Annotated in this window: 13 protein-coding genes; 10 read left to right on the forward strand and 3 right to left on the reverse strand. The window is 69.7% G+C overall.

Annotated features, from left to right (window positions below; genetic code table 11):
• Window positions 1–32: 32 nt before the first annotated feature.
• The 6 genes from EDD40_RS36075 to EDD40_RS36100 all read left to right on the forward strand — a co-directional run bounded on the left by EDD40_RS36075 (window position 33) and on the right by EDD40_RS36100 (window position 6,330).
• The gene (locus EDD40_RS36075; RefSeq protein ID WP_211348309.1) at window positions 33–1,460 is read left to right on the forward strand and encodes an MFS transporter; all 1,428 of its coding nucleotides are present in this window, start codon (window positions 33–35) and stop codon (window positions 1,458–1,460) included.
• Window positions 1,461–1,521: 61 nt separating this feature from the next.
• Window positions 1,522–2,658: a Gfo/Idh/MocA family protein gene (locus tag EDD40_RS36080; protein ID WP_170185310.1), complete on the forward strand. Its 1,137-nt coding sequence runs from the start codon at window positions 1,522–1,524 to the stop codon at window positions 2,656–2,658.
• Between the two features lie 187 nt (window positions 2,659–2,845).
• Window positions 2,846–3,658, forward strand: a complete 813-nt coding sequence (locus tag EDD40_RS36085) for a helix-turn-helix domain-containing protein (RefSeq protein WP_170185311.1) — start codon at window positions 2,846–2,848, stop codon at window positions 3,656–3,658.
• A 64-nt stretch (window positions 3,659–3,722) separates the two neighbouring features.
• Window positions 3,723–4,850: an LLM class flavin-dependent oxidoreductase gene (locus EDD40_RS36090; protein WP_123746861.1), complete on the forward strand. Its 1,128-nt coding sequence runs from the start codon at window positions 3,723–3,725 to the stop codon at window positions 4,848–4,850.
• Between the two features lie 5 nt (window positions 4,851–4,855).
• Complete coding sequence (locus EDD40_RS36095; RefSeq protein ID WP_170185312.1) at window positions 4,856–5,470, forward strand: AAA family ATPase; 615 nt, start codon at window positions 4,856–4,858, stop codon at window positions 5,468–5,470.
• On the forward strand, window positions 5,467–6,330 hold the full coding sequence (locus EDD40_RS36100) for an ATP/GTP-binding protein (protein ID WP_211348310.1): 864 nt from the start codon (window positions 5,467–5,469) through the stop codon (window positions 6,328–6,330). Before EDD40_RS36095 ends, EDD40_RS36100 begins: the two co-directional genes overlap by 4 nt.
• A gap of 102 nt (window positions 6,331–6,432) precedes the next feature.
• Here the strand turns inward: EDD40_RS36100 and EDD40_RS36105 are convergent, their stop codons facing one another.
• Together EDD40_RS36105 and EDD40_RS36110 are read right to left on the reverse strand one after the other, a co-directional pair.
• Window positions 6,433–6,873 carry a MarR family winged helix-turn-helix transcriptional regulator gene (locus EDD40_RS36105; RefSeq protein WP_123746863.1) on the reverse strand — a complete coding sequence of 147 codons (441 nt, stop codon included), beginning with the start codon at window positions 6,871–6,873 and terminating at the stop codon, window positions 6,433–6,435.
• 443 nt (window positions 6,874–7,316) lie between these two features.
• Window positions 7,317–8,825 (reverse strand): ISL3 family transposase, encoded by a 1,509-nt coding sequence (locus tag EDD40_RS36110; RefSeq protein ID WP_425471296.1) that lies wholly within the window; start codon window positions 8,823–8,825, stop codon window positions 7,317–7,319.
• A 193-nt stretch (window positions 8,826–9,018) separates the two neighbouring features.
• On the opposite strand from EDD40_RS36110, the gene EDD40_RS36115 reads away from it, so the two are divergent.
• Window positions 9,019–9,321 (forward strand): transposase, encoded by a 303-nt coding sequence (locus EDD40_RS36115; protein WP_170185313.1) that lies wholly within the window; start codon window positions 9,019–9,021, stop codon window positions 9,319–9,321.
• A complete protein-coding gene (locus tag EDD40_RS36120) occupies window positions 9,318–10,208 on the forward strand; it encodes an IS3 family transposase (protein WP_123746865.1) in 891 nt (296 codons plus the stop codon). Before EDD40_RS36115 ends, EDD40_RS36120 begins: the two co-directional genes overlap by 4 nt.
• A gap of 415 nt (window positions 10,209–10,623) precedes the next feature.
• Here the strand turns inward: EDD40_RS36120 and EDD40_RS36125 are convergent, their stop codons facing one another.
• Window positions 10,624–12,078 (reverse strand): hypothetical protein, encoded by a 1,455-nt coding sequence (locus EDD40_RS36125; protein ID WP_148089011.1) that lies wholly within the window; start codon window positions 12,076–12,078, stop codon window positions 10,624–10,626.
• Window positions 12,079–12,598: 520 nt separating this feature from the next.
• On the opposite strand from EDD40_RS36125, the gene EDD40_RS36130 reads away from it, so the two are divergent.
• Both EDD40_RS36130 and EDD40_RS36135 read left to right on the forward strand, forming a co-directional pair.
• Window positions 12,599–13,012, forward strand: coding sequence for a CATRA conflict system CASPASE/TPR repeat-associated protein (locus tag EDD40_RS36130; protein ID WP_281277861.1), 414 nt, complete (start codon window positions 12,599–12,601; stop codon window positions 13,010–13,012).
• A 226-nt stretch (window positions 13,013–13,238) separates the two neighbouring features.
• Window positions 13,239–14,120 (forward strand): helix-turn-helix domain-containing protein, encoded by an 882-nt coding sequence (locus tag EDD40_RS36135; protein WP_123746868.1) that lies wholly within the window; start codon window positions 13,239–13,241, stop codon window positions 14,118–14,120.
• Window positions 14,121–14,161: the final 41 nt, after the last annotated feature.

Here is a 14,161-nt window from a genome sequence, read left to right on the forward strand (position 1 = left end):
TCCCGGTGGCTCTCCCGACAACCGCTGCCCGAGTGTCGAACCCGGCGCTCGCCCTGACCGCCCTGGCGATCGCCCAGCTGACGATCGGCTTGGACTACAACATCGTCTTCGTCGCACTGCCCGACATCTCCACGATCGGGTTCGACGCGCACCAACTGCAGTGGACGATCAGCGCGTACACCATCGCCTTCGGCGGGTTCCTGCTGCTCGGCGGGCGGTGCGCCGACCTGCTCGGCCGCCGCAACGTCTTCTACGTCGGCCTCGCCCTCTACGCGCTCGGATCGCTGCTCGGCGGTGTCGCGCAGAACCCGTTCCTGCTGCTGGCCGCACGCGCCGTGCAAGGACTCGGCGGCGCGGTCCTCGCACCCGCCACGCTGTCGTTGATCACCACCGCGTTCGCAGAGGGGCCCGAGCGCAACCGCGCGCTGGGCATCTGGGGCGCCGCCGGGTCGAGCGGCATGGTGCTGGGCTCGCTGCTCGGCGGCGTCCTCACCCAGTGGCTGGGGTGGCGCGCGGTGTTCTTCGTGAACCTGCCGATCGTCGTGCTGGTCGCGCTGCTCGCCGCCGCCTCCATCCCCCGGGACGCCAACACCGCGCGGACCCTGCGCTCCTTCGACATCCCCGGCGCGGTGACCATCACCGCCGCGTCCACCCTGCTGGTGCTCGGCCTCGTGCAGGGCCCCGCGGTCGGGTGGTCGGCACCGGTGACGGTCGTCAGCCTGGTCGCGGCGGCCGTGCTCTTGGCGGTGTTCGCGGTGATCGAGTCGCGCACCCGCGAACCGTTGATCCCGCTGAGCGTGCTGCGCCACCGCAACCTCGTGCTCGGGACGGGGATCGCGTTCGCCTTCATGGCGACCGTCGGGGCGATCCCGTACTTCTTGACCACCCTGCTGCAGGACGTGTACGACTACAGCGCGTTCAAGACGGGGCTGGCGTTCATCCTTCCGTGTGCCGGCGTGCTGGTGGGCACCGTGCTCGGCGGCAAGCTGGCGTCGACGATCGGCCTGCGGGCCATGCTCACGGCCTCGATGGTCGTCGCGGGCGCGGGCATCGTGCTGTTCGCCGTGCTGCTGCGCGTCGACGGCTCGTTCCTCGACCTCGTTCCCGGCATCGTCGTGTTCAGCGTGATGCAGGGCGTCATCTTCACCGGCATGTACGCGGCGGCGACCTCCGGTCTGCCCGACGAGCAACAGGGCCTGGCCTCCGGGGTGGCTTCGAGCGGCCAGCAGATCGGTGGCGCTGTCGGCCTCGCCGTGCTGGTGGCCTTCTCCGGAGCCGCCGCGACGGGCAGCAGTCCGGACGCCGACGTCGTGGACGGCGCGCAGGTCGCCTCCTATGTCGCCGCGGGCATCATCGTGGTCGCCGCGCTGCTCGGGGCGGCGCTGCGGGTCAAGCGGATCCCCGCCGTTGTCGCGTCGGCTCCGATCGAGGCCCAGCGCGACTCGAAGGCGGCGTCGTGACGACCACGTCGGTGTGCCGGCCGCGTGCGTGGTCCGGGAACCGGCGAGCGGAAGCACGCGTATGACGGCGACCACCGCGAATCGCCTGCGCGTCGGGATCGTCGGGTTGAGCGCGACGGGTGGGTGGGCGGCACGCGCGCACGCGCCGGCGATCAGCAGCGGTGATCGCTTCACCCTGGTCGGGACCTGCGCCGGCACAGCGGAGTCCGCCGCGGCGGCAGCCGCGAAGTACGGCCTGCCGGTCGCGACGTCGTCCCCCGCGGAACTGGCCGCCGACCACCGGGTCGACGTGATCGTCGTGGCCGTGCGGGTCCCCCTGCACGAGGAGGTGTTGCGGGAGGTGCTGCCGGTCGGCAAGCCGACCCTCTGCGAGTGGCCGCTGGCTCCCGACGCCGCGATCGCGGAACGCCTCGCCCTGCTCGCCGACCGCTGCGGCACACCGACCGCGGTCGGCCTGCAGGCTCGCCACGTGCCCGAAGTCCGTATGATGAAACGGCTCATCAGCGCGGGTCACATCGGCCGCGTCAGCTCCGCCAGGCTCATCGGGGACGCGGGCGGGTGGGGTGCGACGACGCGTTCCGCGACCGCGTACACAATGGACGGTTCTTCGGGCGCCGGCCTGTCCGCCGTCCCGCTGGGCCACACGCTCGACGCCGTCGTCGACACGCTCGGCCCGCTCGAGCTCTCGGAGGTGGTCACCACCATCGACCACTCGCGAGTCGCTGTGGTCGACACCGGCGAGGTGATCACCAAGACGACTCCCGACCAGGTCGCGTTCCTGGCCCGCACGACGACCGGCGCCGTCCTGAGCGCGCACTACCAGGGCGGGCTGAGCAAGGGAACCACCTTCCTCTGGGAGGTGCGGGGAAGCGACGGGGTCCTGCAACTCACCGGGGACACCGGTCACCTCCAGTTCGGCGCGGTGACGTTGCGCGGCGCGTCCCGCGGCGGCGACATCGAGGAACTGGTCCCGGTGGCGGGCCTGGACCACCGGGGCGGCGACGGGGAGGTCGATCCCGTCCCGAAACCCGTGTCCGTGGTGGCCGAGCATTACGCCGCCTGGCACGACACGCTGACCGGGGCGGCGAGCGCGCACCCGGGGACCGTCGGTTTCCACCACGCGGCAGCCCACCACGGTCTCGTGGACGAGATCCTCCGCCGCGGCGATCCGGGAGGTCCGCGCGAGGGGAACTGCTGAACCAGGGCGGGCCGGGGGAGCGGCCCGTCGAGGGGTGAGAACTGCGCTGGCGCGCCCGCCGCGGCCCGGTCCTGCTCGGAATCGTGGGACCGCCGAAAGCAGGTCAACGCGCTGGGCGGAAACGGGGGAGGAAGAGATGGGAATTCCTGCGACCACGAGTCCGTGGGTGGTTGACGACAATTCGGCCTTGCGGGAACTGGGCGACTTCATGGCCCGCAAGCGGGCGACCGTCCGGCCGGAGCAGGTGGGGTTGCGGTTGACCCCCGGCGCGAAACGGCGCACTCCCGGCCTGCGCCGCGAGGAAGTCGCGCAGTTGGCCGGAGTCGGTTTTTCCTGGTACACCTGGATAGAGCAGGGCCGGGCGGAGAACGCGTCCGCGGCGGTGCTCGACCGCCTGGCCCACGTGTTGAGGATGACGCTCAACGAGCGACTCTACATCCGCAGGCTGGCCGGGCTGGATTCGAAGGTGGCCGAGCCGGAGAGCACCATCCCGGTCCACCTGCTGCGACCGTACGCGGAATACTGGTCCGCGGGACCGGCCTACGTGATCGACCACGTCTGGAACGTGCTGGTCGTGAACGCCTCCGCACGCGCCGTCCTGGGGCTGCGGCCCGGGGTCAACCTGGTGCGCGCGATGTTCGAGGACGAGACCGTGGCCACCGCCTTCACCGACGTCCGGCAGGCCCAGGAGAATCTCGTCGCCCGTTTCCGCACGCACACGTCGTACTACCCGTGTGACGAGCGGGTGCGCGCCCTGGTGCGGCAGGTGTCGGAAGCCATCCCGCGGTTCCGCGCGCTCTGGCGGCAGCACGACATCGCCGAGGATTCCTGCGGTGACGTGTCAGTGGAAACCGAGGACGGCCCGACGCCGATGCACTGGACCACCCTGCGCTTCGCCGAACGATCGGGCATGAAGCTGGTCACCTACCACCCGCTGCACCCGCCCGTCACCGACGCGGGGGGACCGCCGCCCCGGCTCGACCCGCTTCGTCGCCCGTGAACCGGACCGGTGGCCTCCGAGCCGGAGGTCCCGATGTCGTCACCAGTCCCGATGGGAAGGAAACATGCACACAGGGTTCGGGATCTTCCTCTCGCCGCTGCACGACCCGACGACCGATCCGCACGTCAACATCCAGCGTGACCTGGAACTGGTCGAGCTCGCCGACCGGCTCAACTTCGACGAGTGCTGGTTCGGCGAGCACCACTCCCTGGGCTGGCCCCTGGTCGGAGCGCCGGAGACGATGATCGCGGCCGCCGCGATGCGCACGCAGCAGATCGTGCTGGCCAACGGGGTGGTGACCGTGCCCTTCCACCACCCGTTCCACATCGCCACCCGGGCACTGCTGCTCGACCACCTCACCAGGGGCCGCTACGTCCTGGGTCTCGGCCCGGGGGCGACGCCGAACGACGCGCACATGCTGGGCATCGCCGCCGACCGGCTCAAGCCGCGCACCCTGGCCGCGATCCCGACGATCATCGAACTGGTCAACGGCACCCGTCGGATCACCGAGCGCACCGACTGGTACGACCTGGTCGACGCGCGGATGCAGTTGCCGCCGTACTCCCCGGAGGGGATCCGGTTCGCCGTGTCGAGCGTCGGGTCCCCGTTCGGGCCCCGGGTCGCGGCCGAGTTCGGCATGGACCTGCTGTCGTTCGGCGCGCCTCCACCGGGGTGGCAGGGAGTCGACCTGGCCGCGCAGTGGCGCGTCGCCGAGGAGTCGGCGGCGGCCAACGGCACCGAGGTCGACCGGGCGCGCTGGCGGGTGGCCGTCCCCATCCACGTCGCCGACACGCGGGAGCAGGCGTACGCCCAGGTGGAACGGGGCTTCGGGCGGTGGATGCACAACTACTGGGGCGACGCGGTCGGCGCCCCGGTCACCCCTGGGGCCTCCGCCCGCGAGGACGTGCTCACCGCAGTCGCCGAGAAGCGCGCCATCATCGGCTCGGTCGAGGACGCCGTCGAGGCGATCGCCGATCTGCACGAGCGGACCGGCGGTTTCGGCACCTTCCTCGCCTACGTGATGAACTGGGCGCCCTGGTGGGCGACCAAGCGCTGCTACGAGTTGCTGGCCACCGAGGTCGCCCCGGTGTTCACCGGGTCCACCGTGCGCGGCCTGGATTCGATCGCCTGGAGCGAGAGGTGGCGTGCCGCCAGGGAAGCCGCGGTGCGGGAAGCCGACCCGGTGCGATGACGGGCATGCGCATCGCGCTGCTGGGGGCCTACGGCTCGGGCAAGACCACGCTGGCGACCGCGATCGAGCGCGAACTGGGCCTACCCGCCGTCCAGGCCGCAGGCCCGATGAGGATCGATCCCGCGGACGACAGGGAACGGGTCCACGACTGGACCCCGGCGCAGCTCGTCGGGCTCACCGTCGCCCGGTACGGCGATCGCCGGGCCGCCGAGAACCGGGCCGCTTTCGTGTCCGACGGCAGTGTGCTGCACGAGTTCGTCTACGGTGCGCTGCGCCTGCGCGCCGGCTCCTACCCGGGTACCGGTCGAAGGCCCGACCGGGCCCGACTGGCCGTCACCGACCGACCCGTCGTGCTGCCGCTGTTCTGGGCGCCGTACCCGGCAGTGCGGGAGTACGCGAAGCAGGCGTACACGCTGCTGGTCCACCTGCCCGCCGAGGTGCCGCTCGCCGCCGACGCGCCGATCGACGACGACTTCCGCGCACGCACCGACGCCATGCTCACCGACCTGTGCGCCGACCTCGATCGGCCGGTGCACCGGGTCACCGGGACGGTCGAGCAACGGCTCGACCGCGTCGCCCGACTTGTCGAGACCACCACAAGGGAAGGCTCCACCACATGACCACGACCTCCGACGGCCGCTCCAGGGGCTCTGCCGCGAACGGGCCCCTGCGCGATCGCGTCGCGCCCACGATGCCGTTACCCGACTTCCGGGACCACCCCGACCTCAAGCTCGCCATCTCCGGCACCTTCTCGTCGGGCAAGTCCACGACCACCGAGGCGCTGTCCGTCGCCACCGGGATCACCCGCACCCACGCGAAGACCTCCCGGCAACTGCTGGTCGACCTGGTGCCGGGCAAGACGGTCATGGAGCTCAGCGCGATGGAGTTGGTGAAGCTGGGGCTGCGCCGCTTCGAGGAACGGGTGCACAACGAGTCCGGCGAGGGTCCGTTCATCTCCGACGGCGGCGTGTTCCACGAGTGGGTGTACTTCGAGGCCCGCATGCGCGTCGGGATCAACCCCGGTGCCACCTGGTGGTTCCAGGGCATCAAGAAGGTGATGGGCCTGCCGGTGAAGCACTTCTACCAGCGCTACACCGACACCCTGGGAGAGATCACCCGGGCGCGGGCCAAGCGGATCTACGACGCGTACGTGCACCTGCCGGTGGAGTTCGACATGGAGCCCGACGGTCACCGCCCGGTGTCCGAGCCGTTCCGCCGCCTCTCCGACGACCTGCTCATCGCGGCGCTGGAGGAGTTGCGCATCCCCTACCGCGTGGTCGGCGGCAGCATCGAGGAGCGGGTCTCCACGATCATCGACCTGTTCGGCCTGCCCCTCGTCATGCCGCTGGCCGAGGCCATCGAGATCGCCGAGCAGCGGGTCGCCACCGATCTGGACGACCTCAAGGAGGACGCCCGTTACCACGAAGCTCAGCGCAAGAAGAGCCTGCTGCGCCAGATCCAGTACGCGATGCGCTACTGAATCACTGAACTCGCGCGTTCCGGCGTCCTGCCTTGACCGTGCACCTGCGGCACCCGGTTGGCCGCGTCGCCGTCGTCGGGGACATGTACCGCGCCGGAAAGATCAGGAACGCCGACTGCCCACCTGGTGCTCCGCGCTGACCGCCTTCATCAGCAGCCGGGCCAACTGCTCCTGCTCATCGCCGTCCAGCACGTCCAACGGTGACCGGTCCTGGAGCGCGGCGAGCACGTTGGCCCGGCACCGCTCACCCGCTTCGGTCAGCACCACCTGCTTGGACCTCCGGTCACTCGGGTGTGGCTCCCGCCGGATCAACGACTGGGCTTCCATCCGGTCCGCGATGTAGGTGGCGTTCGACGGCTCGCACGCCATCCGCCCCGCCAGCTCGCGCAGGGTCATCGGCGCGTCCAACTCGCGCAACGCCACGACCTGCGCGGCCGTGATGCCCAACCGCTCGGCCACGGCTCGTGAATGCGCGTCCAGCAGTTGCGCCAGCTGGGCGGTGAGCCCGGCCACGTCGTCCTGCGAAGCGCATTCTTTCCCCATACCCCCACCCTACCGCCTCGGCAGCCGCACAGGTACTGCGGACCGACCGCTGCGCCGCCGTTGTCGCAGGTCCGTGCCCTGCGGCAGTGGTGCGTAGGAGGTAATCCCCGTCCGCCGACAGCAACGGTGTGACGCACGGCAACACGAGCCGGTGGACGTAGCCCGGCCGGGACAACGCGAAGACCACGACGCCGCCACGTCCGCGACCCTGCCCGGTCAGGATGACCGGGCAGGGTCGCGGGGTGGGCGCGGATGTCGTCGGCTTCCGTGTGCCGCTCGAAAAGTCATCGCTGCTGGTCAAGCGACGTGTCTGTACTCGTTGATAAGTCCGCCGAGGATGCGGGTGCGGCGCACTCTGTGGGGGGTCTGTCAAACGAGCGGTTCTGTCGCTGATTGCGTGATCAACGATTCGACCTGAAGGACCGGTCGCAGCCTTGCCGCTGCTACTGGTTGAGCAGGATTCGCTTGCGCAGCAGTGCGAAGCTCGCCCTCCCGTAGGTCTGCCGCTTGAGTAGCTTGATCTTGTTGACAACTCCTTCGGTGGGTCCGTTGCTGTGGGGCAGGGTCAGCCCGGCGGTCACCGCCTCGTGGTCTTTGCGTAGGCCGTGGACGAAGCGGTGCAGGGCGGGCAGATCGTCGGCCAGAACCGCGTCGATCCAGACCTCGAGGTCCTGACCCCGGCGGTGGGTGAGGATCACGGCGAACTCGCGGACCCGCTGGGCGAGGTCGGTCATGGGCCCGCAGCTGGCGGTCAGGTCGTCGAGGTGGCGGCGGTGGTGCTCGGGCAGGTTCTCCGATTTGCTCGTCAGCCAGGTGACCAGGCGTCGTGGCGAGGGCGGGACGCGGTCGGGTTCGGCCCGGCCTTGTTTGAGGTAGCGGACCAGCAGGTTGGCGCTGCCGGGGTAGCCCAGGGCGCGGATCTCGGCGAGCAGGTGGGTGACCGGGACGTCGGGTTGCTGTGCCAGGCGAGTACGCAGGTGGTCGCGGTAGGGGTCGACCATGCTGCGCCGGTAGGGCGGCGGGCGCCGCAACTGCTCGGCGGAGGGGATGCGGGCGTAGCGCTTGACCGTGTTGAGTGACACGCCGAGGCGTCGTGCGCATTCCAACAGTCCGACGCCCTGGTCCAGCAGGCCGTGGATCGCGGCGTGCCGCTGCAGGGCTCGTTCCTCCGCGGCCTGGGTGCGTCGCTCCGGTCCGACGTACCAGCACGTGCTGTGCGCGGTCACGGTCCTCTCCACCGCCGCGACCAGGTTGTCCCAGATGTGCCACCGGTCGCCGATCTGGATCGCGTCCGGGGCGCCCTGGCGGACGGCTTCCGCGTAGGTTGCCGAGCCGTCCCGGCAGACCATCCTCACGCCGGGATGCTCGCGCAGCCAGGCGGTTACGGTCCCGGCCCTGCGATCGGGCAGCACATCGACCCGGCGGTGGGTGACCGCGTCGATCAACACGGTCGCGTAGCGGCGACCACGCCGCAGCGCGAAGTCGTCGATCCCGAGCACCTCCACCGCCCCGATCGGGGGATCGGGCAGGGCGTGCACCAACCGCAGCAGCGTGCTTCGACTGGTCGGCAGTCCGAGACCGGCGGCCAGGCGTGCTCCGGTCCTGCCCGCCAACGCCAATCCGATGCGCTCCAACGCGGTGCGCGACAACAGGGTGCGCCGCGCGTGCCCCACGGTCAGACCGTCGACCTGCTCGGCGAACGTCCCCACCACGCAGTCCGGGTCATCGCAGAAGAACCGGCGCACCCGTAATCGCAGCACCACCGGCCGACCGGCCACCGGCGCATCGTCCAGCTTCCGGTCATAGCGGCTGTGCACCCGACCCGACCGGACACCACAGGACGGGCAACGCGCTGTCGTCACCCTCGTGCATGCCCAGATCCGCACGTCCACAGAAGTCCGCTCGACCCGCTCCACCACCACGCCGGCGAGGTGCGGCAGCAGGGCTGCCAACCAATCACGACCACACCCCGGCCATGATCACAGACCCACGACACCTGCCAGCAGCCACCCGGACTTGTTGATCACGCAATCAGCGACAGAACCGATCTTGAAACAGTCCCGAGGGTCTGGGCCTGACCCGTTTTGACGGACATCCGAGATCAGGGGACGCGGGTCCCCGGAGGGATGTCCCATCATGGAGCCCATGGGTAGGAAGAAGCGGCGGCCTCGGCGGTCGTTCACCCCGGAGTTCAAGGCCGAGATCGTGGAGCTGTGCGGGCGTGGTGACCGGTCGGTGGGTCAGGTCGCGAAGGATTTCGACCTGACCGAGACCGCGGTGCGGCAGTGGGTCGTGCAGACCGAGCGTGACACCGGGACCCGGAGCGACGGGTTGACCACCGACGAGCGGGAGGAGCTCGCGAGGCTGCGCCGGGAGAACCGCCGTCTGACCGAGGACGTGGAGATCCTCAAGCGTGCCACGGCTTTCTTCGCGAAGGAGATCCGGTGAACGTCTATCCGTTCATCGAGGCGGAGAAGTCACGCGGCGGCAACGTCCATCGGGCGTGCACGCTGCTGAAGGTCTCCCGGTCCGCCTACTACGCCCACCGCACCGCCACGCCCACCGCCCGCGCACGACAGGACGCCGAGCTGACCGCGCGGGTCGTCGCGATTCACGACGAATCGCGGGGCACCTATGGCGCGCCCAGGGTGCACGCCGAGTTGCGAGCCCGGGGGCATCGGCATTCCCGCAAACGCGTCGCCCGTCTGCTGCGCGAGACCGGACGGGCCGGACGCGCGCCGAAACGGTGGCGCACCACCACCGTCCCCGACCCCACCGCTACCATCCCCGCCGACCTGATCCGCCGCGACTTCTCCTGCGCCGCAACGGATATCGACACCCGGTGGTGCGGGGACATCACCTACATCCACACCTGGGAAGGGTGGCTCTACCTGTCCACCGTCATCGACATCGCCTCACGACGCGTGGTCGGCTGGGCCACCGCCGACCACCTGCGCACCGACCTCGTCGCCCAGGCCCTGGACAACGCCGTCCGACAGCGGCGCCCCGAACCCGGAGTGATCTTCCACGCCGACAGGGGCTGCCAATACACATCCGCGCAGCTCGCCGCCCTCGCCGACGACCTGGGCGTCCGGTTGTCGTTCGGTCGCAAGGGCCAATGTTGGGACAACGCCGTCGCCGAGTCATTCTTCGCCACGATCAAGAGCGAATTGCTCGACCGGCCGCCTTGGCCCACCAGGGCCAAAGCGCACAAGGCGATCTTCGAGTACATCGAGGGCTGGTTCAACACCCGCCGACTGCACTCCAGCCTCGGCTACCTCAGCCCCGCCGCCTACGAAGCAACCCGACACCACCCGGTGAACCGGGTAGCCTGACCACACTCATCGACCCTGTCCGTCAAAGCGGGTCAACCCCAGGCGTAGTAAGGCGAAGGCGTTGGTCACGCCGAGGTAGGCCAGTCGGAGCAGCACAGCCGGTCATGATGCCGTGCTGGTCGACGTTACAGCGGATGACGGCCGGTTCGCGAACGCTCGACTTCCTTTGAGCTTCATACGTCCTCTACCAGCATGGATGAGGTTATCGGCAGGCACACCGCCGACGGCAACGACTGGGCGGCATCCTCAACGAGTACCACCACGCCGCCTGACCTGCACGGACGACATTTTCGGCAAGCACAGGCCCGAGCACCACGAGTGGCCGTACCCGCCGACCACAACGCCGTGGTCGGCGATGCACTGCGCGGCCCAGAGCCCTCTTGTCGAGAATCCTGGGCCGCTACTTCACGGAAGGTCAGGCGAGTCGTCGCCGTCCGCCGCGCAGCAACGCAGCACCGGCGACCAGCAACAACACGCCGGACATGGTCAGCCCGAGCGGCGTCGCGCCCGTGTTGGCCAACGCCGCCGCGCCACCGCCGGCAGCGGGAGCCGCCGGTGTCTGCGCACCCGGTGCCTGGCCACCGGGGGGCGTCGGCGTGTTGTCCGCCGCCGGAACGAGCGGGGGAGTCCAGCCGCCGCAGTGGTCACCGCAGTTCGCCCTGAAGTACATCAGGGTCCTGTCCGTGGGGTCTCCGTCCGGGAAGTCGAACCGCCACGGACCCTGGATCACGATCCAGTACGGACCGGCGGGGAAATCCGCGAAGTCCACGCGGCCACCGGCGTCCGTGACGCCTTCGGTGACTGTCTGCTCGGAGAACCAGTCGACCAGCCGCACGGTCAGCCCGGAGACCCCCTCGTCGTCGCCGATCCGGTCGTCACCGTTCGCATCGTGGGCGAACCTCACCCACGTGTGGGTCGACCCGGCCGGCACCCGCGCGATCGTGTAAGCGTGCGGGAAGCCTCGCTCGTTGTAGAAGTCGTCCCCGAACGAGCACGAGACGCTCACCGCGCCGTAGTCGGCCGTCTTCGGCGGCACCGTACCGGTGATGGTGACCGTCACCGTCTGCCCGGCGGGCACCGCGACACCGGCGTCCCACGCCAGCCCGTTGAGATCGATGTCGACCACGTGCGGCCCTTCACCGCCGCTGCGGTCGCAGAAGGCGACGATTTTGGGCAGGTCCACGGTGCCGCTGTTGGTCAACGTGACGGTGATCTGCGCGGTGTCGCCCACGGCGTAGGTGTCCGAGGTGAAGGCGACCGAGGCGGCGAGGTGGTCGGTGAACGGCCGGATCGCCGCGTACTCCACCGACTCGTCACCGTCGACCTCGACGCTCAGGTTGGCCGGCAGCACCCAACCGCCCGGCACGCGGCCGAAGTAGATCGAGTAGACGGCGCGTGGCAGGTCGGTCACGCGGAACCGGCCGTCGGTTCCGGTGGTGCCGACGACTTCCTCACCCCCGCGGTTCAGTCGCACCTGGACGCCGGCGAGCGGCTCGCGGACCCCGTTTCGGTCGCCGTAGAGCAGCCCGCTCACCGAGCCCTTGGCCCCGTCCGGCGACAGGAACGGCGGTGCGACCGTGGACCGGTTGTTGTCCCACGCCCGGTCCTCGTTGGAAGTGATGTACACGTCCATGACCGGCGGTCCGTTCCAGGTGAAGACGCGCGCCTGGTACCGCAGGTCCACGGACTCGCCGGCCGGGAGGACATTCGGCAGCTCGGGCCTGGGGTACTGGAGGCTGACCCAGGACCCGGAGACGGTGCTGGTGTAGACGTTCAGGCCGGTGGAGTCGGCGGTGCCGTGGTTGGTAATCGTGACGTCGATCGTGAACAGCTGGTCGACCAGGTACGGGCCGCCCTCGACCCTCGCCACGATGCCAGGGTCGGCGACAGGCTCCTCCGCGCCGGACTGGGTCTCGGACTCCGGCTGGGTCCGGGGTTCGGGCCGGGACTCGGGTTCGGGTTGCGGCTCCGGCTGAACCTCGGGGTCGGCCGGAGGTTCGGACCCGGTGGGTTCGTCCGCCGAAGGTCCCGACTGCGGCGGCTCGACATTCGGCGGTTCCGTCGTGCGTCCGGTCGACTCCCCGACGACCGCCGGCTGAACGGACGGTGCGTCCTCGGCGTAGGCCTTGGCGCACAAGGTGGTGGTGAGCGTCAGCGCTACGGCCAACGCGGCGGATCTTCGTGCGAGCGGACGGACTCGGCGCAGTAACAATTCGCCCCCTATGAAGTGGACGCCCGAACAGGCGACTGGTCCCCCGACCCCCCGGTGACCTGCCGGGCATCTGCCTTGGCGTGTCGCTCGTCACGGTAGCCGACCGGTGGGGTTCTCCACAGGAGGTTCACCGGTCGACCCCGCCCATTGGGCCGCTCCACTCGGCTGAGACACCGAGCTGAGTGCGTGGACCTGGAGTCGAGGCGAACCGGCGATGCCGCCGCTAGCCCGATATCTGTTGCATGCGGCCAAACTGCGGCATCACGTCCGTGTGTGGCAGGGCGACGAGGACTGGCTTGCACCCCTGCGGGGACAGGTGGACACACATGTCGACGAGCTGCGCTTCGATCTGACCCGGACAGACATCGGCGACAGACTGCGCGGCGACGAGGCGGGACTTGTGGTCGCCGCCGATCGTGTGGAACGGATGCGGAAATCGGTGGAGATCGCCCGGTGGAACATGGCGAAGCTGCAAGACCGGCCGCTGGTCGCGGACGAGGACAGCAACTTCCGGGTCACCTTGTACAGCAGGGACACGATCACCCGGACATGGTCCCAACGCTGCTACACCCCGCTCTACCAGCCGCGATGACTTTTCGAGCGGCACACCATCGGAGCACTCCGCACGCGGTGCGCCTCAACGCCGGATGAGGTTGAAAATACTTGAGTGATATTCATATAATTCTTATTCACTTGGACTATTGACAGTAGTCCGGAGGTGCTTGACGTGGCGATATGACACTGGTTGAGTGTTGACTCAGATCGAATCAAATCAAGTTATATCGAATCGACGGTGTCCCGGAGGGATTGACTGTCAGATGGACGTGGCGGCGGAGAGCACCAACTCGGAGTCGACTGGGCGCGCGCGGCTGGCCGCAGAGCTGCGCCAGCTGCGCGGCCTGTCCGGCGTCTCGGGTCGCGAACTCGGCCGGCGCATCGACATGAGCCAGTCGAAGGTGTCCAGGATCGAGGCGGGAACCGTGCTCCCCTCGCTCCCCGAGGTGGCCGCGTGGGGCGCCGCTCTGGAGGCGTCCACCGACACGAGGGAACGACTCGACGCGTTGACCAGGATCGCGCACCGCGAGGCGGGGCACTGGCGCGCCCTGCTCCAGGACCGCGGCCACCTCCAGGACGAGGTCCACGCGCTGGAGACCATGGCTGTCCGGGTGCGCACCTACCAGCACTCGGTGGTGCCCGGTCTGCTCCAGACCGCCGACTACGCGCGCCGCGTCTTCTCCCTGTTCCAGGTGCCGTACTCCGACGAGGACCGAAGTGCCGCCGTCGCCGCCCGCCTGCGCCGGCAGCAATTGGTGTTCGAGCCGGAGCGGCGCTTCGACTTCCTGATCACCGAGGCGGCCCTGCGCTGGCGACCGGGCTCGTCCCGGCTGCTGCTCGCCCAGCTCGACCGCCTCGCCTCGATCAGCACGCTCGACAACGTGTCGCTCGGCTTGATCCCGATCGGCGCCGAAGCGTCGACGACCCTTTCCCACGGATTCGTCATCTACGAGGGACCCGACGAGGGCCGCGGGACCTTCGTGGCGGTCGAGATGATCCACGGCCCCGTCGAGGTGGTGGACGTCGAGGGCATCGGGCTGTACGAGAACCACTGGTCCCGACTGGAGCGGATGGCGGTCTTCGACGACCACGCCCGCTCGTTGCTACTCGCCCTTGCCGAAGACATCCGCTCGTCCACCGGCTGAGCCGGGCGCCGCGGCGGCCAGCTGCGGCACCCGCGCTCACC

The sequence above is a fragment of the Saccharothrix texasensis genome (assembly GCF_003752005.1).
Lineage (GTDB): Bacteria > Actinomycetota > Actinomycetes > Mycobacteriales > Pseudonocardiaceae > Actinosynnema > Actinosynnema texasense.